Below are 24,400 nucleotides of genomic sequence, written 5' to 3'. Positions count from 1 at the left end.
AATAACCCCGCTATTCTAATTAATATAATATCTAATTAGATATTAGTCGAATTAAAGAGTTATGACAATGCCTTCTTTTCTTTCCTCCGCCCAAATTATAGAATGATTGTTGACCGCTATGCGAAATTTATCTTAATAAAGAAGGTGCCCCGCCGTGAAAATAGACCGTCTGCTCTCCATTGTGATTCTCCTGATGAACCGCCCTCTGATCCAGGCCAAAGAGCTGGCTGATATGTTCGAGGTCTCCGTACGCACCATTTACCGGGATATTGAAAGTATTAACGGTGCAGGAATACCGGTCGTAACCTACCAGGGGGCAGGCGGGGGTATCGGATTAATGGAGGGCTACCGGCTTGACCGTAATCTGCTGACCCAGCATGAGCTCGCTGATATTTTTACTGCGCTGCAGAGCGTCTCCTCATATGGCGGGAATGAACATACACTGCTCATGGAAAAGATCAGCAGCGTCATTCCGCCCTCCCAGTCCGCCGCCTTCCGCAGCAAAACCGCCCAGCTCGTTGTCGATTTCTCCCCTTGGGGAATGCAGGGTCCGCTGGAGGAACGGCTCGCGCTGCTCAAGGAAGCGCTGGAGGAATCCGCCGCCGTCTCCTTCGAATATGTGGCTGCCAGCGGTGCAGCAAGCAGGCGCTCGGTAGAACCTTATACGCTTGTCTTAAAAGGCCAGTCGTGGTACTTGTACGGCTTCTGTGCAGAGCGCGGCGATTTCAGGCTGTTCAAGCTGCTGCGTATGAAGTCGCTGGCCAAAGAGGAGCGCCGCTATGTCCGGCAGGACATTCCTGTACAGGAGCTGCCCTGGGGCAGCGGCTGGTGCGATCCGTCAGGCACAACGCCTGTTGTGCTGCGGTTCTCTGCTGCAGGCAGACATCTTGCCGAGGACTATTTTGACTGCAGCCAGCTTCATCCAGACGAAAATGGCGGCTATACAGTGACTGTATATTACCCGGAAGACAATTGGCTGTATGGCTTTCTCCTCGGCTTTGGAACTTATGCTGAAGTGCTGGAGCCGGAGCACATCCGCCGCAGGGTGGGCGAAATCGCCGCCGGCATTGCCGCAGTCTATAACGCCCCTGCACAGCCCGGCAACCTAAATTAACCCTACAAACCATAAAAAGAGACAACCCCGGCGGCCATAGCGGCAGCGGGAGTTGTCCCTTTTTTTACATTTACTTTACAGGTTGAGTTTTAACGCTATGGGATGCTGCAGATTCAGCTACATCTGTCTTGATGAAATCTGCCTGCGGCGAGGTCTTCTTGATGAACAAGGCCAGCACCAGAGCCACCGCTGTTACCCATGTTGCAACCGCAAATGCATGCGTAATCCCGTTGATCGTCGCTTCCTGCGTAAGCTTGAGCATCGCTGCCTTATCGGTCTGCGACACAGCTCCGCTTGTTACAGCATCGGTGATATTGCTCTTGGTACGGTTGGTCATCAGGCTGACAAAGAGAGCCATCCCAAGTGCTCCGCCTACTGTACGCAGGGTGTTTGACATTGCTGTTCCGTGCGAGCTGAGACGCTGCGGCAGCTGATTAAGTCCAGCCGTTACAATCGGCATCATCAGCATCGACATCCCGAACATCCGGGCAGTATAGGTCAGAATCAGATGAGTATATGTTGTAGTGTCAGAAATCTGGCTGAATTCCCAGGTTGTAATTGTTGTAATCAGAAGTCCGATAACGGCCAGCCATCTTGCCCCGATTTTATCAAAAATAATACCGGTGATCGGAGACATAATCCCCATCAGAATCGCACCCGGCAGCAGCATCAGACCGGACTCCATCGGCGTAAAGCCGCGGATTGTCTGCAGGTAAATCGGCAGCAGAATCATACCGGCGTACATTGCCATTGTAACGATAATGTTAATTACAGTAGTCAGCGAGTACATGTTGTAACGGAAAATCCGGAACTCCAGCAGCGGTGTATCTGTTGTAAGCTCACGCCATACGAACAGCACCAGGGAAAGCGCCCCTAAGATCAGGCAGGTAATAACGGTCGCACTGTTCCAGCCGTCTGTTCCGGCATCACTGAAGCCGTACAGCAGTCCGCCAAAACCGAGCGTCGACAGGACAATCCCTATTTTATCAAGCTTGGGAGAAGTCAGCTGCCCGACATTCTGCATCGCCTTCATCCCCAGCAGGGTGGAGAAAATGGCTAGCGGCAGTACGATATAGAACAGCACACGCCACGAATAGTTCTGTACAACCCAGCCGGACAGGGTCGGTCCAACCGCCGGGGCAAAGATCATTGCGACTGCCATCAGACCCATCGCTTTACCGCGCTCTTCAATCGGGAAGATGCGCAGGAACACGATGTTCATCAGCGGCATCAAAATACCGGCGCCGACCGCCTGAACGACACGGCCGACCATAATCATTTCAAATCCTGTGCCAACCGCACAAATCAGCGTACCTATAGAAAATAAGATCATTGACGTAATAAACAGCTGGCGGGTGGTAAACTTCTCCACCAGATAGGCACTGATCGGGATCAATACCCCGTTCACCAGCATAAATCCGGTTGTCAGCCATTGCGCCGTATTGGCCACAATATTCAGATCCTCCATCATTTTGGGCAGGGCCACGTTCATCAGCGTCTGATTCAGCAGCGCGACAAATGCACCGATCAGCAGCGCGGCGATAATCGGCCCTCTGCGGATCGCCTTGGCTCCGCCCGCAGCATTAGCATTTATTGTACTCATAGTTATTTGTTTTCTCTCCCTTGGACTAATATTTTAATGATTTCACCATGCAGCCGCAGCAGTTCTTTGACGTCCTCAGCAGGAATGTTCTCCAGAGGCTGCAGATGCTTTCTGATCGACTGCTTGCTGCGCTCCCTGATGTCCAGCCCCTTCTCCGTCACCGTCAGCTGTACAATCCGTCTGTCAGTTTCAGAGCGCTGCCGGGTAAGCAGGCCCGCCTTAACCATCCGGTCCACTACTCCGCTTGCAGCGCTATTGCCCAAATGCAGCAGATCGGCCAGCTCAGTAATGCCGATATCCGGATGCATAGCCAGCTTGCGCAGCACCATCAGCTGCGTGGACGTAACGTTGAGCTCTTCCGCATCCTTCCACAGCAGCTGCTGGTAATTATGGGTGATGCAGCGGAATGAAGACAGAATATCATCCAGCTGCTGCTCTTTTTCCTCCAACATGATCACCCCGCTTATTCGTTCATCGTTAATACTTCGTATACGAACTATTTTACTATTTACGTATTTTTTCGTCAATGCTTTGCTGAAAATTTCTGAAAGTTAATACAACGTCTTACTTTCATTTACACCTTATTCTCTTATACACCGCTATCTTCACTCTGACTCCTGAGCGGTTTTCTACTTAGTATGAGCTTCTGACGCAGAGCAGACACTTCTAAAAACAAACCAGCTCTGGATTTTATTTATAATTCAAGAAGAAAGGAACTTTGCGGAAAGATGGTGGAGAGGTTGAATCTTGAGCAGCGGAAATTGTGGAACGTGAATCACAAGGCACTGACGGAAATGCTCACCCGGGCTGATCAGCACTCTGAGGCTGTAGCCTTGTTTCTGGATCAGCACCGCTGGCTGTATGCCTCGGAAGCAGAGGCTTCCGGACAACCGACTTATGAGGATAATATTGTGTGCGGCCTCACAGTGCAGACTTTCCGCGCTTATCCGGTACAAACATCAGGCAGCAGGAACTCCATCGCCTGGCATCTCTGGCACGCAGCGCGGATCGAAGACATTACGATGAATATTCTGGTCTCGGGCCGGGAACAAGTGCTGCACAGCGAAGGGCATGCGGAGAAACTGCATACGCGGTTTATACATTCGGGCAATGGGATGGATGAGGCAGAGATGGCTGAGCTTAGTGCAGCTCTGTCTTTCGAGGCATTAAGGGTCTATAGGCTGGCTGTTGCCGGGCGGACCCGCTCCATTATTTCCGGGCTAAGCGCCGCAGAGCTAAAAGCTAAAGTAACTGTATCGCGGCTCAGACAGGTTAGTGATCAGGGAGCGGTCAAAGCTTCCGAGCAGTGGCTGCTTGATTACTGGGGCGGCAAAACCGCAGCCGGTCTTATCCTGATGCCGGCCACAAGACACAACTTCCTGCATCTGAATAAGACGATGCAGGTAAAGCAGAAGTTGCAGAAGCAGCCGGTTTCCCGGTAGCTGCCGGTAAGAAAAAAAGCGAGGCAGGAAATCTTTCCTGCTCCGCTTTTTGTACACGTATCCTGAATCCGTCATCCGCCTGCCTCTAGGTTTCCTAATCTGCAGGCATCCCAATACCCTTATACCTTCTGCTATGAGCCCGGCTCATAAATCCAAGTGGAAAAAAGCTAACTAATTCTTTAAAAAAAGTACAAATGAGATCACTTAGGTGGAAAAAGGCTACTTAAATCTATGCTTTTCACTCTAATAGAGGTTTTTTGCCCAAATTAAGCAGCGATTATCCAACTAAATTAATGAACCATTAAAAAATTATAAATATAAGTAGCACAAATCCAACTAAACGTTTGTGCAGAGCCCAGCTCCTCGAAGCAAGCAGGCTAAACGCTTCCGCTAAACGTCTCCAGCTTAACCGGCTTGCTCACACGGCTGGATGTCTGCTTAGTCTTTCTGCTGCTGACCAGCTCGCTTGCTATGGACATCATCAGCTTTATCCGGTTGGCCTGGTTCACTACGCTGACGCCGGCATCATAATCAATCGCTGCAATATTAGCCCCCGGATACAGCTCCTTCAGCCCCTTGATGGTGCCGCGGCCGGTAATATGATTCGGCAGGCAGGCAAACGGCTGAATGCAGACGATATTGTTCACCCCGTTATCCAGCAGATCCATCATCTCTGCGGTCAGGAACCAGCCTTCACCCATCTGGTTGCCGACTGAGACAAGCCGGCTTGCCTTTTCGGCCAGCCCGTAAATATTCTCGCGGCTTTTCGCCAGGCCCGCTTCCTCGAGCGCCACTTTTACCGGTCTGCGGTAAATCTCCAGATAAGAAATCAGCATCGGGTTAATGTAGCCCAGCTTTTTGCTTTTGCCGAACTGCTCCGCCTTGTAAATCGGATTGTAGATGCAGTAGAAAATAAAGTCCAGAAAGTCCGGCATTACCGCTTCGCCGCCCTCCGCTTCAATCATATCAATGATCCGGTTGTTGGCGTCCGGATGGAACTTGATCAGAATCTCACCGACAATGCCCACCTTCGGCTTCTCGTAATCATGCACCGGCAGGCGGCTGAACTCAGCGACGATCTCCCGGACCAGCCGCTTGTAGTCCCGGAAGGAGAAGGTCGACAGGCTGCTCTTGCAGCGTTCCATGCCTTTGCGGTAAAGCGATTCGGCGCTGCCCGGAATCTGCTCATACGGGCGGAACCGGTGCAGCAGCCGCATCATCAGATCGCCGTAACAGGCTGCAGCAACCAGCCGGTTAGCCAGCTTGAGGCTGATCTTGAACCCCGGCTGGTTCTCCATCCCCGAGGCATTCAGCGAGATGACCGGAATATGGCCCAGCCCCGAGTCCTTCAGCGCCTTGCGCAGCAGCGAGATATAATTCGTTGCCCGGCAGCCGCCGCCTGTCTGTGACATGATAACCGCCGTACGGTTCAGGTCATAGTCTCCGCCTTTAAGCGCTGACAGGATCTGCCCGATGGTCACGATTGCCGGGTAACAGGCATCATTGTTAACAAACCTGAGCCCTTCCTCTGTCTGCTGCGGCCCGGTAGTCTCCAGGATCTTGAGCCGGTATCCGGCATCGCGGAAGACCCGTTCAAACAGTTCGAAGTGCACGGGTGACATTTGCGGCGACAAAATGGTATACGTATCCTTCATTTCTTTGGTGAAGGTAATATTGGCCTGGGTTTTGTACAGCAGCTGCGGCTGTACTTCGCTCTTCTCACGTTCGCGCATCGCCGCCAGCAGCGAACGGAGCCGGATGCGGGCTGCCCCCAGGTTGCTGATCTCATCAATCTTGATCAGCGTATACACCTTGTTGTGCCGCTCCATAATCTCCTGCACGGCATCGCAGGTGATCGCATCGATACCGCAGCCAAAGGAGGTCAGCTGGACCAGCTCAAGATCGGTCCGGGCCGAGGCCAGCCGGGCGGCGCGGTACATCCGGGCATGATAGGTCCATTGATTAACCACCGCCACGTCACCTTCGCTGCGGTCCAGATGGCAGACCGAATCCTCAGTCAGCACAGCGAGCCCCATACCGGTGATCATATCGGCGATGCCATGGTTAATCTCCGGATCAGCGTGATACGGATGCCCGCACAGGAGAATGCCTTTGGTGCCCGTCTCGCTGAGGAAGACCAGGGTCTCCTCACCTTTGGTGCGCACATCCCTTTTGGCGTTCTCCGCTTCGGCCAGCCCCGCTTGTACGGCTGCTGCAATCTCTTCACGCGGAATACCGGTAAAGGTCTTCGTCAGTCCTTTGATCAGGGCAGAAATATCGTCAAAGGTCAGGAAGGGGCTGACGAGCGGAACCCCCTTTTCCTTCAGGCTGTCCATATTGTTACGGATGACCTCGGGATAGGAGGCAACCACCGGACAGTTGAAATGATTCGTCGCCGCGTCATCCTCTTTCTTCTCGTAGACAACCGCCGGATAAAAGATAAAGTCCACGCCTTGGCCGACCAGACTCTGTACATGCCCGTGAGCCATCTTGGCCGGATAGCAGATCGATTCGGACGGGATGGTATCCATCCCGCTTTCATAAAGCTTTTTGCTGGATTTTTGGGAAAGCACCGTGCGGTAACGCAGCTTGGTAAAAAAGGTATGCCAGAACGGATAGTTCTCGAACATATTCATGGTCCGCGGGATGCCGACGACTCCGCGCTCCGCCTGTTCTTCAGGCAGTCCTTCATAATCAAAGAAGCGCTCATATTTATACTGCATCAGATTAGGCAGTGTATTCTTGGCTTTCTTGCCCCCGGCCCCGCGCTCGCAGCGGTTGCCGGTCACATGGAAGCTCTTGTCCGGGAAGCGGCTGATCGTCAGCGCGCAGTTGTTGGCGCAGAGTCTGCAGCGGCCCGGAGAAACCTCGTAGGTGAAGGCGTCCAGCTCGGCTGGACCGAGCAGCGTGCTCACTTCTCCGGGAACAGCCTGTTCTTTGGCCAGCAGGGCGCAGCCGTAAGCACCCATCACGCCGGCAATGTCCGGCCGGACCACCGTTCTGCCGGTCAGCAGCTCGAACGCCCGCAGCACGGCTTCATTATAGAAGGTGCCGCCCTGCACGATAATATTACGGCCCAGGTCCTCGGCGTTGCGGATTTTTATTACCTTTTGCAGGGCATTCTTAATAACAGAGTAGGCCAGCCCGGCGGAAAGGTCTGCCAGCGAAGCCCCTTCCTTCTGTACCTGCTTCACCTTGGAATTCATGAATACGGTGCAGCGTGAGCCAAGGTTGACCGGCTTGCTGGATTCCAGCGCAGCCTCGGCAAATTCGGCGATGCCCAGCTCCAGAGCGGAAGCAAAGCTCTCCAGGAAAGAGCCGCAGCCTGCCGAGCAGGCTTCATTCAGCATCAGGCTGTCGATTGCGCCGCCGCGGATCTTGATGCACTTCATATCCTGGCCGCCGATATCAAGAATAAAGTCGACCTCCGGCATAAACTTGGACGCTGCCTTGTAATGCGCTACCGTCTCTACTTCCCCGCCGTCTGTGCGCAGTGCAGCCTTGATCAGGCCTTCGCCGTAACCGGTGGCGTAAGAACCAGCAATATAACTAGCCTCCGGGAGCAGCCGGTAGATTTCCTGCAGGGCATCGCTGACCGACTGCAGCGGATTGCCTTTGTTGCTTCCGTAAGAGGTGTACAGAATCTGATCGTCAGCGCCGGTAATGACGAGCTTCGTCGTCGTTGATCCGGCATCAATCCCCAGATAGCAAGGGCCGCTGTAATCGGCCAGATCGGCCCGTTTAACTGCAGCCTTGCCGTGGCGCTGCCTAAACTCCGCCAGATCGGCATCCGTCTCGAACAAAGGCGGAAGATCGGCATCCTCGGCCCGGTCCGCCTTGAAATCAACTGCGGCAATCCGGGAAATCCAGTCATTCAGCGGCAGCACAAGCGGCTCTGCCTGTGAAAGCGCCGAGCCGATCGCGACGAAATACTGGGAGCGCTCCGGAAACAGCACCTCTCCTTCCTTAAGGCCGAGCGTCTTCGCAAACAGCTCACGCAGTACAGGAAGGAAGGTAAGCGGACCGCCCAAAAAAGCCACCCGGCCGCGGATCGGACGCCCGCAGGCCAGACCGCTTATCGTCTGGTTCACGATGCTTTGGAAGATCGAAGCGGCGATATCCTCACGCCGCGCCCCTTCATTAAGCAGCGGCTGCACATCGCTTTTGGCAAACACCCCGCAGCGGGACGCAATCGGATAGATCCGCTCATGCTTCCCGGCGAGCAGGTTCAGGCCGGCAGGGTCAGTCTGCAGCAGCGCAGCCATCTGGTCGATGAATGCCCCTGTACCGCCTGCACAGGCGGTATTCATCCGCTGTTCGATCCCGCCGTTCAAATAAATAATCTTGGCATCTTCCCCGCCAAGTTCAATTGCCGTATCGCACTGCGGGATCAGCTCGCTGATCGCTTTGGTGCAGGCAATAACCTCCTGGACAAAGGGAATGCCGCCCAGCTTGGATAAGGACATGCCCGAGGAACCGCTTACAGCGAGTGCCGCCTTCCTGTCCGGGAACATGTCCCGGACATCGGACAGAAGGGAAAGCGCGGCTTTTTTTATATCACTGAAATGTCTCACATAATCCTGATAAACAATGGTATTACGCTCCATAACAACTAATTTGGCCGTAGTAGATCCGACATCCAGCCCTATACGCATCATCATGCCATCCCCTTGCCTTGCTCCAAATTTGAAGTAATATGAGGCAACTATATCATGAGAGCGCCTTATAAAGGCTGTTAGAAATGTTACAGACAATTTCAAATCATTACCAGCATACTTAATTATTTCGCCAGCTCTTCCAAAGTCTTTTCAACATGGCCCTTTACGCGGACTTTACGCCACTCTGCCGCCAGTTTTCCTTCTTCATCAATCAGAAAAGTGGAGCGTACGATTCCCATAAACTCTTTGCCGTACAGCTTTTTGAGCTGCCACACCCCAAACATTTCGCTTACCCGATGCTCTTCATCAGACAATAGCGGAAACGGCAGGCCGTTCTTGTCTGTGAACTTGCCATGGGATGCCAGGCTGTCCGGACTGATCCCCAGCAGGACCGCTCCGCGGGCGGATATCTCATCATGGGCGTCACGGAATTCACAGGCCTCCTGGGTGCAGGCAGGCGTCATATTTTTCGGATAAAAATAAAGCAGGACTTTACGCCCGCGGTAATCGCTTAAGCTGATCTCTCCGCCCGTGGATGCCGGAAGCGTAAAGTCCGGGACTTTTTGCCCGATTTCGATTGGTTTCGTCATATGTATACCACTCCTAATCTGTTACTTTCGTATCGTTCTAAATATTTTGGGGAAATATTCCGAAATTGCTTGTATTCCTAAAAGAAATTATAATGTAGAGAATGTGAATGCGAAAGGAAGAACGAAATGCCTCCAAGAAAGAACCGGCACGCAAAAACCGGCAAATCAAACAAGAAAGCACTGATCTGGACTCTGGCCATTATACTTCTCCTGATTGTCGGCGGCGCCACTTATTACTTCACCAGTATCTACAACCAGCTGGACAATCTGCATAAGACCGGAGAGGATTCACCTTTTGCAGGAGTTCCCACACCGTCAGCCGAAGCTGTACAGGTCCCTGAATGGGAAGGTACCGAGCCCGTCAACATCCTGCTCATGGGTGTCGATGCACGCGGCGTGAAGAAAGGCGAAGTTCCGCGCTCCGATACAATGCTGGTTGCCTCTCTTGATCCGGTTAAGAAGAAGTTCTTTGTCTTTTCCATTCTCCGTGATACGTACGTGGACATTCCCGGCTATGGCAAGGAGCGCATTAACACTGCAATCACACATGGTCCCGAGGTAGCAATGCAGACCGTAAGCGACTTGCTGGGCATCCCGGTTCAGTATTATGTATATACAGACTTCCAGGGCTTCATAGCGCTGGTAGATGCGGTCGGCGGTGTTGATTATGAGGTTGAGAAGGACATGGTCTACAAGACTATTGCCGACGGGCCTGAATATGACATCGATCTTAAAAAAGGCTTCCAGCATCTCGACGGCAGCATGGCGCTGCAATATGTGCGCTTCCGTCATGACGCAACCTCCGACTTCACCCGGACAGAACGCCAGCGCGGCTTCCTGAAGGCTGTAGCCGATAAGGTGATCAGCACCACCTCCATTATCAAGCTGCCATCCATCCTGTCTCAGGTTACACCTTTCATCGACACGAACCTGGACATGAATGATATGTGGAAGCTGGGCACCGTCGGTTATGACAGCTCCATGGGCGGCAGCGAGCAGATACCGCCTATGGACCTGCTGACCGAGGAAAGAACCAGCGGCGGCGCTTCAGTCATCGGCTTCAAGAGTGAAGAGGAGCTGCAGCAGTTCGTGCAGGATGCAATGGCCGAACCGGAGCCAACGGCCACACCGGAAGCTTCCCCGGAGAGCAGTCCTTCCGCAGCGGCAGAATAAATTACCACTCGCTCAACGGACGGGCGGACAACGGCATCTCACGTTGTTCGCCCGTTCCTATGACGTACATAAGACACCCCCACAAAGTGGAGCCTTTTTATCGATGCTGAATCAGGTACTTTGCGGGGACCCCGATAAATTTAAAATTCTCTAGTAGTATGAAAGGATGATTCTCATGAACCGCAGTAACTCAGAACAATTATACCAGGAAGCCCTCCAGCATATCGTCGGCGGGGTTAACAGCCCGTCCCGCTCCTTCAAGGCCGTCGGCGGCGGCGCCCCTGTATTTATGAAGCGTGCCAGCGGCTCCCGCTTCTGGGATGAGGACGGCAACGAATACATTGATTACCTTGCAGCATATGGTCCAATCATTACCGGCCATGCCCACCCTCATATTACTGAAGCAATCACGGAAGCCGCACAGAACGGTATTCTGTACGGAACGCCGACCCGGCTTGAGATCAAGCTGGCCAAGATGCTCAAGGAAGCTATCCCTTCGATGGATAAGGTCCGCTTCGTCAACTCCGGTACCGAGGCTGTAATGACAACCATCCGCGTTGCCCGTGCCTATACCAAACGCAGCAAAATCGTAAAATTTGCCGGCTGCTATCACGGACACTCCGATCTGGTGCTGGTTGCCGCCGGCTCCGGTCCTTCCACACTCGGCATTCCGGACAGTGCAGGTGTCCCGGGCAGCATTGCCCATGAGGTCATCACCGTTCCGTTCAACGACCTGGACGGGCTGCGTGAAGCACTGGAGAAGTGGGGCAGCGACGTGGCTGCCGTTATGGTTGAGCCGATTGTCGGCAACTTCGGCATGGTTATGCCGAAGCCAGGCTTCCTTGAAGGACTATGCAAGCTGGCGCACGATAACGGCTCGCTCGTCATCTACGACGAGGTTATCACCGCGTTCCGCTTCCACTACGGCTCCACCCAGACTTATGCGGGGCTCGATAATCACGAGGACATCACTCCGGACCTGACCGCGCTGGGCAAAATCATCGGCGGCGGACTGCCAATCGGCGCTTACGGCGGCCGCAAGCATGTTATGGAGCAGGTTGCTCCGCTCGGACCGGCCTATCAGGCAGGAACGATGGCCGGTAACCCGGCTTCCATTTCGGCAGGAATCGCCTGCCTGGAAGTGCTGAGCGCAGCAGGTGTCTATGAGGAAATGGAGCGCCTGGCCATCCGCCTGACCGAAGGGCTGCAGGCCTCTGCCGGCCGCCACGGCATTCCGCTGACGATCAACCGCATCCGCGGCGCGTTCTCGACCCATTTCTGTGATCATCCGATCACGAACTATGACGAGGCGCAGGATACCGACGGCGAGCTGTTCGCCAGCTTTTTCCGTCATATGCTGAACCGAGGCATCAATCTCGCCCCGTCCAAATACGAGGCCTGGTTCCTGACCACAGCGCACACGGATGCTGACATCGATGCTACCCTGGAGGCGGCTGAAGCGTCCTTTGAGGCTATGGCGGCAGAGAGTAAGTAACGTAATCACTAACCACCATTGTTACCATGCAAAAGCAAACCCGCTGCCGAAGAGGCAGCGGGTTATTTGTTTACTTTTTCAGGTCATACAGACTGCGAATCTCCACGTCCTGCGGCAGCTTGAACGGATTCTCCTGATTAATCCGGTCGTAGAACATCACGCCGTCAAGGTGATCCATTTCATGCTGGATAATGATCGCCTGATACCCTTTAAATTTCACGGTAACCGGCTTGCCTTCCAGATCAAAACCCCTTACCTTCACTGTTTCATAGCGGGGTACAAAGCCGTGCACCGGCCGGTCCACGGACAGGCAGCCTTCACTCTCAGGCAGATAGACCATGGAGACTGAATGGCTGATAATCTGCGGATTGACCCAGGCATGCTCGACAATCTTCCCTTTTTCATCCTTCGAATACATCACGAACATCCGCTTCAGCAGGCCAATCTGGTTCGCGGACAGTCCTACACCGGAACGCAGCTTGTATTTGGCAGACAGCTCCGGGTCCTGGCTGTTCTTGAGAAACTGCAGCATGCATTCCAGCGCCTCCCGGTCCTCTGCCCCAAGCGGCAGCGCTACCGGCGCAGCAGCACTGCGGAGTACGGGATCGCCTTCACGTATAATATCATCCATTGTAATGATATAGTCTGCCTTGAATTTTGAACTGGACAACGCAATTCATCCACCTTTGCTTTTTATAAATTTATGAATGCCGTGCGCAGCTTGCTGCTGTAGTTCACGTCAAAACCAAGACCGGTAGCAAGTGCGGCGAGCGGCAGATAGGTTTTGTCCTCTTTGCCTACTTTTTGCAGAAAAGCCGGGGTATCAATTGCCTGGTTTACTCCGTTAACCTTAATAAACTTGGACCCGATCGTAATAACCACTGTTCGTCCGCCGTAGACGATGGTTGCGCTGGACGTTTTGTTGTCCCATTTGCCGGTAGCGCCTACTGCGTTCAGGATATCCTTCAGGGCCAGGAAGTTCTGGCCGTTCTTCAGAATCGGCTTATTCGGGGTATTCAGCTCCACTCCCTTGACTACAATCGACATCGGAGCTGCTGTAGCACCTGCGCCTGTCATGGCTACAGCTGATGGTGTACGGTATTCTCCCCACTCCAGCTCGGCAAATACTCTGGCAATCTTCTCATAGCCCAATTGAGTCGGATGAAAATCTGCGGCCCCCGCACCAATAATATGGGTCAGCGATGCTTCTACTCCGGCAAACTTTGCAGCAACATGGGCTGTCAGTACCGGCGCTGCCGCTGTATTCAGGCTTGCTGTAACAGTGTCAACAGCCGCTGTAAACCGTTCTGCAGCGCTCATTAGTGTCGTGTAATTAGCACCGAGGGCGATTTTGGGAGCCGGCTGATACTGGTCGGCCAGCAGGATGGTTGCACCAGGATTCACAGCCCGGATATTCTCCAGCGCAGCCTTCACATTGGTGCTGTAAGCCGCAAGCCGCTGTTCCAGCTGGGCTTCAAAATCAGCAGCGGCCGTTTCCTTCACATTCAGGAACAGGCTGCTGACATCATTGCCGCCAATTGTAATTGTAATCAGATCTGCATCCGCAAGCTCTGTGTGGATAGCCGGTGCCAATGCTGCAAATTGGCTGATCCGCGGGTCGGGCAAACCTGCCTGTATACCGTCAGGCGTAGTCACAGTGCCAGCCTTAATAGCTCCTGTATAGTTAAGGAGCCCGGCTGAGGTTAAGCCGAGAATTCCGTAATTGTTCAGCGCGCTTCTTCCGTGATACCAGCCCTGCTCCAGCAGCCGTTCTGCGTATCCGTAAGGTTTCGTATTCGGATCTGTCATCCCCGGCTCATAACCGGCTGTGACGGAATCCCCTAACGCCACGATGCGAAAGACATCCTGCCCTGTTCCCTGTTCCGCCGCTGTATCAGCGGCAGCTGCCTGCTCCGCTCCTGCCCCAAGCAGCAGAGTGAACAGAAGCATACCGCTTGTTCCGGCGGCGATTATTTGTTTCCATGCCATCAGCATCGTACCCCTCTACATTAATATGATTCCATTCTATCATCTGTACGGCCTGCAGCAAAAGAGCGGGTTCCCGTTAACCGGCAACCCGCTCCATTATTCTGCTCTATTATTGTCCGCCTCCGGACCCGGAAGCCGGCTTCCCGTCTGAATCCTGCTGGGAATGGTCAATCAGACCTGAACGCTTCAGGTATTTATCATAACGGTCATCCAGCTCATGGGCAATCTTGCGGTACCGCAGGGTTTCTTCCACAATCGGATCATGCACAGTCTGAATCCGGATTTCGTATCTGGGCGAAATCTGGCGGACCTCCTTGGCTGTACGGTCGCCCTGCTCCATTTCGCCTTCCTGCAGCATTTCGCTCAGCATTTCACTCAGCTTACGCTCCAACACGTTATCTTCCATCCTCAGCTGCCTCCTTAACGGTTGAATCCGGTGGCTTCCGCTTCCTGCAGCGAGGAGACCAGGAATTCATGGATCTGCCCGTTGCTTGCCACAATATGACGTGTACCGATGTCATACGGATTGCCGAGCGTATCGGTTACTGTCCCGCCGGATTCAAGCACCAGCAGCACGCCTGCGGCGCAGTCCCATGGGCTGAGGCCGACTTCCCAGTAGCCGTCTACCCGGCCTGCGGCAACATAAGCCAGATGCAGCGCAGCCGAGCCGCCGGCGCGGACGCCGCGGATCTGCGGCAGAATATGCTGCAGGCCGGCCATATTCGCCGGCTGGGCAAAGGTGCGGTCCGGCGGGAAGCCCATGGCAATCAGGCTGCTGCCAGGCTCCGTCTCCTTGGATACGGAGGTCTTGATCCCGTGCATATAAGCGCCCTTCCCTTTTTCGGCAACGAACATTTCGTCACGGATCGGATCATAAATAACCCCGACCGCCAGCTCTCCGTTAATCGCCAGGGCAATGGATACACAATAGAAAGGAAACCCGTGCACGAAATTGGTTGTTCCGTCGATCGGGTCAACAATCCACAGATATTCATGCTTGCGTCCTTCCTCCAGGGCAGCGGTTATTGCATCCGCACCGGGGGTAACCCCTTCTTCCCCGAGGATGGCATGGTCGGGATAATGGGTCAGGATCAGCCGCCGGATCATCTGCTCCACGCCTTTATCCACTTCAGTCACCAGATCCTGCGCCGACGTCTTGCTGCCGAGCTCCTTTACCTGTCCCTGTCTGCTCTTGATCCATTCCCCCGCTTTGGCCGCAGCGTTGATCGCCGCCGCCGTATAACCCTTGCTTGTTACCACATAGGGCTCCCGCTCATTCCGTTTATCAGAATTCAAAGGATTCATCTCTTCACTCCGCTTTCTTGAACTTGATCGCTCTCCCGTGAAACCCTGCCTGTTAAGCAGATTAAGCAAGTTAAGCAAGTACCTCTTCCGCTTAAGTTTCATTCAACGTACCCTATTTCAGGATACTTATCAAGTCTAACCTCGCCTACGGCTCAACATTGATACTGGCCCCATTCAGAACCGTGATTCCGTTGCCTGCTTCCGCCAGCTCCTTCATGTCATCCATCAGGCCGAACAGCGCCCCGTCCTTTAATTTTGCTTCGATCATCACATCAACAGCAGGTGTATCCGCAGCAATCCGCTTCAGAAAAGCAAACAGCGGCGCCGGCTCCACCCCGTCAGCATGGCTGCGGGGATCGGACGGGCTGCGCGGACTGGATACATGGATCTTCGGCGGCAGCACCTCTCCCGGACCTACGTCCGTCAGGGCAAGCCTGCTCTTCCACGTATCCAGCACCTGCGGCCACAGCTCCCACGGAAGCTCGCCTTCGTTATTCACCCACTGGTGATGGATATCCAGCACCATCGGCAGACCCAGACTGCGACAGACGGCCAGCGTCTCCTGCGCGTTGAATGTCTTGTCGTCATTCTCGAGGGTCATCCGCTCCTGCAGCCTTGCCGGCAGCTGGGCAAAATGCGTCTTGAAGCGCTCTGCCGCAGTAGGCTTGTCCCCGTAGGCTCCGCCAATATGAATGTTGTTCTTGGCCGTTGCCGGCAGCCCCAGGGCATCCAGCATGTCCGTATGGTACTGCAGGTCACGGACGGAGCTGGCCAGCACCTCGGGACGGGGCGTGCTCAGCACCGTGAAGTGGTCCGGATGAAACGATACCCGGAGTCCGTGCTTTTTAATATATTCCCCGACTTCGGCAAACTCCCCGGCCAGCGCCGTAAAAGGGTTCCAGTCCTGCAAGTCGGGATGGGTCGAAAGCGGAATCAGCTTGGAGGTCAGCCGGTATACCTTAATATCCGAGCCGACATTATGCTTCAGGAGGCGCAGCGTGTTGTGCAGGTTCATCCTGGCGATCTGCTCCAGGCGCCGCAGGCCGGCCTCCCGGTCATCCAGCTTGTTGAAGCTGGCCATGGTCATGGTCTTGGAGGGCGAGCAGTCTTTGATGACAGTCGACATGGCCACATAACCGAAGCGGACTATCATCTTTCTTCCCCGAAAAACATCTCGCAGGCAAGCGCAGTCTGCACCCGCGACTCTTCCTCATTCAGCCTGCGTACCAGATCCATCTCAACAGCCGTAACCTCATTGCCCTGAAAATTAATTTCGGCGATGGAGGCAGAAATTTTCACAATCGCCACTGCTACATTCTCCGGGGTGTATGCAATGACCTTCTGGCCGGTCGGGTAGACGCGGAAGCCCTGCTTTACCATCTTGGTGCGCCCGTACTCCAGCAGTTCGTATAGCTCCTGCTCATTCTTAAACTTGCAGACTGAATTGAATTCCGATAGAAATCCCATGCTATTCGATTCTCCTTCCCGGCCGGATTGCCTCCGCCGCTTCGCTTATTTAAGTATTATTCGTTATCGTATTTGAGGCTCTGTCTGAACTGATACCGCTCCAGCGCCAGCTCAACCATACGGTCCAGCAGCGTCTGGTAAGATACACCGGTCTCGCGCCACAGCAGCGGATACATGCTGAAAGGCGTGAAGCCGGGCATTGTATTCACTTCATTGATCAAAATTTTACCGTCGGACTTCCGCAGGAAGAAATCTGCCCGGGTAATTCCGCTTCCTTCAATCGCCCGGAAAGCCTGGAGCGCCGCTTCACGCAGACTGTCGGCCACCTCAGGGTCAAGCGGTGCAGGAATCAGCATCTGCGATTTACCGTCGATATACTTGGCCGCATAGTCATAATATTCACCGGAGGAGACGATTTCACCCGGAACCGAAGCCTCAGGCTCTTCATTACCCAATACGGCTACCTCCACCTCACGGGCATCCACAAACTCCTCAACGATAACCTTGGTATCGTATTTGAGGGCAAATTCCACAGCTTTGATGAGGCTTTCCTTATCAACGGCTTTGGAGATGCCTACACTTGACCCGAGATTAGCCGGCTTTACAAACACCGGATAGCCTAGCCGGTCTTCCACACCGACGATCAGCTCGTGGCTTTTGCGCTTCCAGGCAGAGGCGCTGAAATAACAATACTTGCACTGTTCAAGTCCTGCTTCATCAAACAGCTTCTTCATTACTACCTTATCCATGCCTGCCGCAGACGCCAGAACGCCTGCACCGATGTAAGGAACATTAGCCATTTCGAACAGCCCCTGAATGGTGCCGTCCTCCCCGTTCGTGCCATGCAGCAGCGGGAACATGACATCGACAATCTTCTCTTCCCCGCTCAGTCCGCTGAACACCGTGTTCAGGGCCATGCCCATGTCTCCCGACGGTCCCTCCAGCTTCAGCTGCTCAATCTTGCCGTATGGGGCGCCGAGGGTCTCACCGACCTTCCACAGCCCCTGCTTGGAAATATAGAATGGAATAATTTCATATTTATCGTAGTCAAAAGCGTTCATGACCGCAAATGCGGTCTGCAGCGATACCTCGTGCTCCCCGGATTTGCCCCCGTACACCAGTCCTACGGTACATTTCGTGTTCCCCATGCCCTAACCTCTTTCTGAATTATAAGTAGTCATTAATATGAAAAAAACGGTAGGCCGTTCTGTCGGTCCATGCATAGGAATCACGATAATCCCAATACCGGTGGCGGCTTGAGACCGTCCGGGCATTCACCAGCGGCATTCCTTCCGCATCAAAAGCGGTAACAATCGTGCTGTGCTGGTAATGGCCGTTGCCGTCCCAGTCATACTGGATGACATCCCCCAGGCTCAGCTGGTCCGGACGCTCCACGGCTTCAGCGCGGAGCCCGCTTGCGCGCTGGCCGCCCAGAAACCGTTCCAGACTGTCTGACACTGCCCAGCTGAAGCTCCACCATTCCTGCGCTCCGTTATAGCCTTTGTACCACCAGCCCGTTTCTCTTTTACCAGTATAGTTGATCGGTGCTCCCCCTGCAAAGAGACATTGGGAGACATAATTGGTGCAGTCCACCTCAAAAATCTCAAACTCCGGGTTGCCGTCCTTCCACCAGCGGTCGGCATAGGCAGCCGCCTCCTCGCGGCGGTACCGCACCTCTCTTGCGCCGGCGGTCCCGCGCAGGATGTTGCGGTTTAGCAGCGGCTGTGAAGGCTGCGGCGCCTGCAGCACCTCGCCCCATTTGGACAGCCGCAGCGCCGGCTCTGCCTCAGCCGCCCTGCGCAGGGAACTGCGTTCAGGCACGCTGCGCTCAATGTTCACGATCTCCCAGCCTTTCCCGGCCCGCACAAAGGTCAGACGTTCGGATTCAATCTTGTCCTCGCGGTGCGTAATCCCGCCCTTCTCATAATAAAGCGCACTGTGCAGAGCCACATCGGCTACAATCTCACCGGGGTTCTGGCGCACGGTCCGAAGCGTCCGTACTCCGGTCTCACCGCGCAGCGGCGTAATGCTGCGCCGTTCATACCACTTCGCAATCCGCTGCGAACGCTCAACCTGCATTTTGTGAAAACGGGCATCCTTGACCGTGTCCCGCCCCTGCGCATATCCCGGAGCCACCCGTCCTTTATTCAACAGATCCACGTAAGCATAAAGACTTTTTTTCCATTCCTGCTCCATCTCATACCCGCCTCCCCTGTTTGGCTGCTGTCCTATGTATATGAGCGAAAAGGAGCTGCTATACAGGCAGAAACAGTATGGAGGAGGGAAAAGAGGCCGGCCGAGAGACGGCGTACCATTCCCGCCGCATGGCCGGTTTGCAATGACAGGCGGAATCCCGTTATAGTGTACAAAAAATACCTGCTGCAGACAGGCAAAATAAGCGGCAGCTCTGGCTAAACTGGGCGAATTAAACAGCAAAAAAAACTTTACTCTCATCTATGTAACCGTTATACTTTAATTATACGAAATTTGAAATGTAGTTTCATCAGATGAAACAAGGAGGCGCATATATGCCAAGCAAGGATCATTTTTCGCTGTCTAAGAATCTGGAATCAGGCGGCAAAACTTACCGCTACTATGATCTGAATTCTCTCGAACAACAAGGTGTGGGCGACATTTCCTCCCTGCCTTTTTCCATCAAAGTGCTGCTGGAGGCTGCTGTCCGCCAGTATGACGGGCGTGCGATCACGGAAGATCATGTAAAGCAGCTGGCCGGCTGGTCCGGCGGCATTGACCGCAACAAGGAAATTCCGTTTATTCCGGCACGTATCGTGCTGCAGGATTTCACCGGCGTACCGGTGGTAGTCGACCTGGCAGCTATGCGCGATACCGTCAAGAAGGCCGGCGGAGATCCGAAGAAGATTAACCCGCTGGTTCCTGTAGATCTTGTTATTGACCATTCCGTCATGGTTGATGCATTCGGCACAGCTGATGCACTCGAATATAATATGAACGTCGAATTTGAACGCAATGAGGAGCGCTACCGCTTCCTGCGCTGGGCGCAGACTGCATTCAACAACTTCCGCGCCGTACCTCCGGCGACCGGGATTGTCCATCAGGTTAATCTTGAGTATCTGGCCTCCGTAGCAGCTACCAAGACCATTGACGGGGAAACTGTAGTTTATCCGGATTCCCTTGTCGGAACAGACTCCCACACCACCATGATCAACGGGCTTGGCGTTGTCGGCTGGGGTGTCGGCGGAATTGAAGCTGAAGCAGGAATGCTGGGACAGCCGCTGTATTTTGTTACCCCAGAGGTTGTAGGCTTCAAGCTTACCGGCAGCCTGGTGGAGGGTGCTACGGCAACTGACCTCGCACTGACTGTTACCGAGATGCTGCGGAAGAAGGGTGTTGTCGGCAAATTTGTCGAATTCTACGGCCCGGGCCTTGCTAATATCAGTCTGGCTGACCGCGCTACTGTCGCTAACATGGCTCCTGAATACGGGGCAACCATCGGCTTCTTCCCTGTAGACGAAGAGACTCTGGCTTACCTGCGCAGCACCGGACGCCCGGATGAGCTGGTTGAGCTGGTCGGAGATTACTATAAAGCACAGGGTATGTTCCGTACTGCCGATACTCCAGATCCGCAGTTCAGCGATGTAATCGAGCTTGATCTGGCATCCGTTGTACCTTCCCTGGCAGGACCTAAACGTCCGCAGGACCGTGTTGAGCTGACGCACATGAAGGAGAATTTTGAAGGGATCGTCCGTACACCTGTTGATAAAGGCGGCTACGGCCTCAGCGATCAGAAAATCGCTGAAGTGGTAGAAGTGCAGCATAAGAACGGAACCACCAGCAAGATGGGTACAGGAGCTGTTGTTATTGCCGCAATTACCAGCTGTACGAACACCTCTAACCCAAGCGTTATGCTCGGTGCCGGGCTGCTTGCCAAGAAGGCTGTAGAGCGCGGACTGACCAAGCCGGGTTATGTAAAAAGCAGCTTGACCCCGGGCTCCCTCGTCGTTACCGAGTACCTGGAGAAGGCTGATCTGCTGAAGCCGCTGGAAGCACTCGGCTTCTATCTGGCCGGATACGGCTGCGCTACCTGTATCGGTAACTCAGGTCCGCTTCCGGATGAAGTCAGCCAGGCTATTACTGACAATGATATGACTGTAGCCGCTGTTATATCCGGTAACCGTAACTTTGAAGGCCGCGTGCATGCCCAGGTCAAAGCCAACTATCTGGCTTCACCGCCGCTCGTTGTGGCTTACGCCCTGGCCGGTACAGTTAACATTGACCTGCAGACAGAGCCGCTTGGCTATGATCCGCAGGGTGAGCCGGTCTTCCTGAAGGACATCTGGCCGACAACTGCCGAGATCCGCGAGGCGATCGGACTGTCGCTGAGTCCAGAGATGTTCCGCCGCAAATACGAGAATGTGTTCACCGCCAATGAACGTTGGAACGCGATCCCTGTACCTGAAGGCGAGCTGTATGAGTGGGATGACAATTCCACCTATATTCAGAATCCTCCGTTCTTCGAGAATCTTGCTGACGGCGTCGGCGATATTAAAGACGTTACTAATGCTCGCGTACTGGCGCTGCTGGGCGATTCCGTCACCACGGACCATATTTCGCCGGCGGGCAACATCTCCACATCCGGCCCTGCCGGGGAATACCTGCGCAGCCACGGTGTGGAACGCGCTGACTTCAACTCCTACGGCTCACGCCGCGGGAACCATGAAGTGATGATGCGCGGTACTTTCGCCAACATCCGTATCCGTAATGCTGTTGCTCCGGGAACGGAGGGCGGCGTGACTACCTTCCTGCCAAGCGAAGAAGTCATGTCCATCTACGATGCTTCCATGCTGTACCAGTCGGCCGGCCAGAACCTGGTCGTTATTGCCGGCAAGGAATACGGCACAGGCAGCTCGCGCGACTGGGCAGCCAAAGGTACCCTGCTGCTGGGCGTCAAGGCGGTTATCGCCGAGAGCTTCGAGCGGATTCACCGCAGCAATCTGGTCGGCATGGGCGTACTGCCGCTGCAGTTCCAGGAAGGTCACGGCTGGAGCAGCATGGGACTGACCGGACGCGAGACCTTCAACATCACCGGTCTCGATAACTATGTGCTTCCGGGTCAGGAGCTGACCGTTACAGCCACCCGTGAAGACGGCACACAGTTTGAATTCCCGGTTATCGCCCGCCTGGATAGCACTGTCGATATTGATTACTACCGCAACGGCGGTATTCTGCAGACTGTACTCCGCCAGATGCTGGCTGATGCTACTGCCTCAGAAAACGCTTTGCCTGTAGAATAAACAAGTAGAAAACGGCTTCGCCGTCCTACGGGGAAGCCGTTTCTAATATTTTGAATAACAAACAGCCCCCGGCGCTCTTCAGGAGCACCGGGGGCTGTTTATTATTTAAATTTCAATCCGTTCCGAATTCAGAATCCGTTTATAAATGAGAGCGATAATCTGCGAACGGTCAGTCACATTCATTTTATTGAAGATGCGGCTCAGATGGTTTTTGACGGTATGCTCACTGATAAACAGGGCGCCGGCAATCTCCTTGTTCGTCTTACCCTGTACAATCAGCTCAAGCACTTCTTCCTCACGCGGTGAGATCCCCCATTCTTCTTTTGGGAGCGTCAGTGCAGCATTGTCCAGCAGGCGCGATCCGCTGATTACCCGTTTTTTAGGACGAGAATGGGTACGGCTCTGCTGAAACAGCCGAAAGGAGGACAGCAGTTTCTCCTCAACCGCAGCTGCCGCCTCAGGCTCCATGATGAACCGGGCCGGATCAATCCACTTCTGCGGCTGGCCGGCAAGCTGGCTGCGGTCCGCCAGACTGCTCATATGCTGAAGAACAAGTACAAGCAATTCAGCCGGAAATGAAAGAGCCGGCTTATCCGCCGCCAAGTGTTGAAACCTAAGCTTGTCCACCTTCTCCAGCAGCTCAATCTCCCTGTTGAGGAAACCATATACACCCAAAAGATCACTGCGGAACGGCGCCAGCAGACAGGCGCGCCTCAGCAATTCGGCCTCAGCCTCCGGACGTTCCAGGTAACGGGCAAATTCACGGATCAGCTCAGCGGCATCCAGGGAAAGATAATAAAGCTGGGTATTATTAACTTGAAGAAAATCGCGGAAGTTAGCCAAAAACATTTCGGACTGCTTCGAGCACCTGCTGTCTCTTTCGATCAGCCGGATGGCTGCTCCGGCCAGCCCTGCGATAGTTTCCAGCTGGGTTATCCATAATTCAGCTTCCCCGCGCCGTCTGAAGCCGACGGAAAGAACGCCTTTGAATTCATTTCCGGACAGTAACGGACACTCCAGCAGAATCTGCGTGCCGCCAACCTCACGGATTATGGCTGAAGACAAAAAAGACTGCCGGGAATAACGTCCCTCCAGATCCTTTACGTAATAATCCTCTGATTCCGGAGCCCAGCCTCTCGCATAGTATGTATGAGCAGCATGCTCCCCGGTCTGGAAATGCACCAGCACTGAAGAGAGCGGAAAGGGCAGACCCATCACGATATCAAGCAGCATCGTCCCCAGCTCCTGCAGGGATCCGGCATTCTGGAGCTGTCCTACAGCTTCCTTAAGCCGCAGAGTCCCTTCTATACCCAGCTGTGCTCTGCGCAGCAGCAGTTCTCCGCGCAGGGATATGCCCAGCAGTGAAGCTATCATCTGCTCCTGTTGTTCTCCGCTGCCCTCCTGGCGGCTTCCCCCGGCAGCAAGCAGTAACCCCCGCTGAACATTGTCGATCTTCACCGGATAACAGGATAAATAATCCGGTGCCGGAAACCCGAGCCTGGTAAAAAACTGTACCCGCGGATCTTTGGATACCGCCTGCCAATGCCGGGGCTCTTTTCCGAGTACAGCCTGACCTAAAAAGCCCTCCCCCTGTTGAAAGGCAGCATTCAGCAGCAGGTGTGCCTCCCGGCCGGCAGCATGGGCCACTTGGAAATTCCCCTCATCCGTTTCCAGGGCAAAGGCATATACATCGCCCTCTGTCATCTCTGCCAGCAGGCGAAGAACCGCTTCAATATCCAGGAAATCCGCTTCCAGCCGCTTCAGAAGCATAGTAAAAAGCTTGCTGTTATGTTCTTTATGCGGCTTCAGCACCCAGTTGGCCAACAGCTTACACATAATGCTGCCAAGTGCTGAAATACTCCCCCTGATCTCTGCGATCCGCTCCCGGCTGAGTTCCGGCAGTTCAATGAGGCCGGCCTGCAACTGCTCATAAGCGGGATGCTCACCCATCCGTTCCTTAAATAGGGCAGCCACCTGTCCCCGGGTCTCCTGCTCCATATAAAGCCCTATCCATAAATAATATACCCGGTCGTATCCTGCAGCCAGCGGAGTAACCACGTACTTAAGGCCCGGAACCCATTCCATCACAGCCGGATCGGACAGTCCGCCCAGCCGCTGCAATACCTGGCTATGAGTCGGGAAGGAGCCCTCCAATGCATTGAGCATTTCCTTGTAGTGTATGCCGGGGATGGTTGGCCGGGTGATCATGCGCCCCTCCAGGTCAGTGAGCACAATGGCCTGATCCATCGCAGCCCCGAACGTATCCTGAAGCTCCTGAATTTCCTTCATTA

Annotated in this window: 17 protein-coding genes and 1 pseudogene; 5 read left to right on the top strand and 13 right to left on the bottom strand. The window is 54.2% G+C overall.

Annotated features, from left to right (window positions below; translation table 11 throughout):
* Positions 1 to 154: 154 nt before the first annotated feature.
* Positions 155 to 1,114 carry a YafY family protein gene (locus NST84_RS02865; protein WP_342564161.1) on the top strand — a complete coding sequence of 320 codons (960 nt, stop codon included), beginning with the start codon at positions 155 to 157 and terminating at the stop codon, positions 1,112 to 1,114.
* A gap of 70 nt (positions 1,115 to 1,184) precedes the next feature.
* Here NST84_RS02865 and NST84_RS02860 read toward each other — a convergent pair whose 3' ends face one another.
* Both NST84_RS02860 and NST84_RS02855 read right to left on the bottom strand, forming a co-directional pair.
* Positions 1,185 to 2,717 (bottom strand): DHA2 family efflux MFS transporter permease subunit, encoded by a 1,533-nt coding sequence (locus NST84_RS02860; RefSeq protein WP_342564160.1) that lies wholly within the window; start codon positions 2,715 to 2,717, stop codon positions 1,185 to 1,187.
* A 2-nt stretch (positions 2,718 to 2,719) separates the two neighbouring features.
* Complete coding sequence (locus NST84_RS02855; RefSeq protein ID WP_342564159.1) at positions 2,720 to 3,169, bottom strand: MarR family transcriptional regulator; 450 nt, start codon at positions 3,167 to 3,169, stop codon at positions 2,720 to 2,722.
* 318 nt (positions 3,170 to 3,487) lie between these two features.
* Here NST84_RS02855 and NST84_RS02850 point away from each other — a divergent pair, with 318 nt between their 5' ends.
* Complete coding sequence (locus NST84_RS02850; RefSeq protein ID WP_342564158.1) at positions 3,488 to 4,159, top strand: DinB family protein; 672 nt, start codon at positions 3,488 to 3,490, stop codon at positions 4,157 to 4,159.
* 377 nt (positions 4,160 to 4,536) lie between these two features.
* Here NST84_RS02850 and NST84_RS02845 read toward each other — a convergent pair whose 3' ends face one another.
* Positions 4,537 to 8,817, bottom strand: a complete 4,281-nt coding sequence (locus NST84_RS02845; RefSeq protein ID WP_342564157.1) for an acyl-CoA dehydratase activase-related protein — start codon at positions 8,815 to 8,817, stop codon at positions 4,537 to 4,539.
* A 122-nt stretch (positions 8,818 to 8,939) separates the two neighbouring features.
* On the bottom strand, positions 8,940 to 9,407 hold the full coding sequence (gene bcp / locus NST84_RS02840) for a thioredoxin-dependent thiol peroxidase (protein ID WP_342564156.1): 468 nt from the start codon (positions 9,405 to 9,407) through the stop codon (positions 8,940 to 8,942).
* 126 nt (positions 9,408 to 9,533) lie between these two features.
* On the opposite strand from bcp, the gene NST84_RS02835 reads away from it, so the two are divergent.
* Both NST84_RS02835 and NST84_RS02830 read left to right on the top strand, forming a co-directional pair.
* Positions 9,534 to 10,580: an LCP family protein gene (locus tag NST84_RS02835; protein ID WP_342564155.1), complete on the top strand. Its 1,047-nt coding sequence runs from the start codon at positions 9,534 to 9,536 to the stop codon at positions 10,578 to 10,580.
* A gap of 175 nt (positions 10,581 to 10,755) precedes the next feature.
* Entirely contained in the window at positions 10,756 to 12,075 is a 1,320-nt protein-coding gene (locus NST84_RS02830; RefSeq protein WP_342564154.1) for a glutamate-1-semialdehyde 2,1-aminomutase, read from the top strand.
* 70 nt (positions 12,076 to 12,145) lie between these two features.
* On the opposite strand, the gene def is transcribed toward NST84_RS02830, so the two are convergent.
* From def to NST84_RS02790, 8 genes are all read right to left on the bottom strand, one after another.
* On the bottom strand, positions 12,146 to 12,706 hold the full coding sequence (gene def, locus NST84_RS02825) for a peptide deformylase (RefSeq protein ID WP_342566333.1): 561 nt from the start codon (positions 12,704 to 12,706) through the stop codon (positions 12,146 to 12,148).
* 62 nt (positions 12,707 to 12,768) lie between these two features.
* A complete protein-coding gene (locus NST84_RS02820) occupies positions 12,769 to 14,064 on the bottom strand; it encodes a stalk domain-containing protein (protein WP_342564153.1) in 1,296 nt (431 codons plus the stop codon).
* A 109-nt stretch (positions 14,065 to 14,173) separates the two neighbouring features.
* On the bottom strand, positions 14,174 to 14,470 hold the full coding sequence (locus NST84_RS02815; protein WP_342564152.1) for a hypothetical protein: 297 nt from the start codon (positions 14,468 to 14,470) through the stop codon (positions 14,174 to 14,176).
* 14 nt (positions 14,471 to 14,484) lie between these two features.
* Positions 14,485 to 15,369, bottom strand: coding sequence for an inositol monophosphatase family protein (locus NST84_RS02810; protein ID WP_342564151.1), 885 nt, complete (start codon positions 15,367 to 15,369; stop codon positions 14,485 to 14,487).
* A gap of 145 nt (positions 15,370 to 15,514) precedes the next feature.
* The gene (uvsE, locus tag NST84_RS02805; RefSeq protein WP_342564150.1) at positions 15,515 to 16,522 is read right to left on the bottom strand and encodes a UV DNA damage repair endonuclease UvsE; all 1,008 of its coding nucleotides are present in this window, start codon (positions 16,520 to 16,522) and stop codon (positions 15,515 to 15,517) included.
* The gene (locus NST84_RS02800) at positions 16,519 to 16,836 is read right to left on the bottom strand and encodes a hypothetical protein (protein WP_342564149.1); all 318 of its coding nucleotides are present in this window, start codon (positions 16,834 to 16,836) and stop codon (positions 16,519 to 16,521) included. The genes uvsE and NST84_RS02800 overlap by 4 nt, the downstream gene beginning before the upstream one ends.
* A 56-nt stretch (positions 16,837 to 16,892) precedes the next feature.
* The gene (locus tag NST84_RS02795) at positions 16,893 to 17,984 is read right to left on the bottom strand and encodes a D-alanine--D-alanine ligase (RefSeq protein ID WP_342564148.1); all 1,092 of its coding nucleotides are present in this window, start codon (positions 17,982 to 17,984) and stop codon (positions 16,893 to 16,895) included.
* Positions 17,985 to 18,003: 19 nt separating this feature from the next.
* Positions 18,004 to 19,032, bottom strand: coding sequence for an amidase domain-containing protein (locus NST84_RS02790; RefSeq protein ID WP_342564147.1), 1,029 nt, complete (start codon positions 19,030 to 19,032; stop codon positions 18,004 to 18,006).
* Between the two features lie 332 nt (positions 19,033 to 19,364).
* Between NST84_RS02790 and acnA the strand changes: the two genes are divergently transcribed.
* Positions 19,365 to 22,109, top strand: a complete 2,745-nt coding sequence (acnA, locus tag NST84_RS02785; protein ID WP_342564146.1) for an aconitate hydratase AcnA — start codon at positions 19,365 to 19,367, stop codon at positions 22,107 to 22,109.
* A 105-nt stretch (positions 22,110 to 22,214) separates the two neighbouring features.
* Here the strand turns inward: acnA and NST84_RS02780 are convergent.
* Positions 22,215 to 22,418 (bottom strand): annotated as a pseudogene (locus NST84_RS02780) (helix-turn-helix transcriptional regulator); the annotation flags it as partial.
* Between the last annotated feature and the right edge of the window lie 1,982 nt (positions 22,419 to 24,400).

This window comes from Paenibacillus sp. FSL R7-0345, assembly GCF_038595055.1.
Lineage (GTDB): Bacteria > Bacillota > Bacilli > Paenibacillales > Paenibacillaceae > Paenibacillus_AQ.
This window is presented reverse-complemented; position numbering and strand designations above follow the sequence as displayed.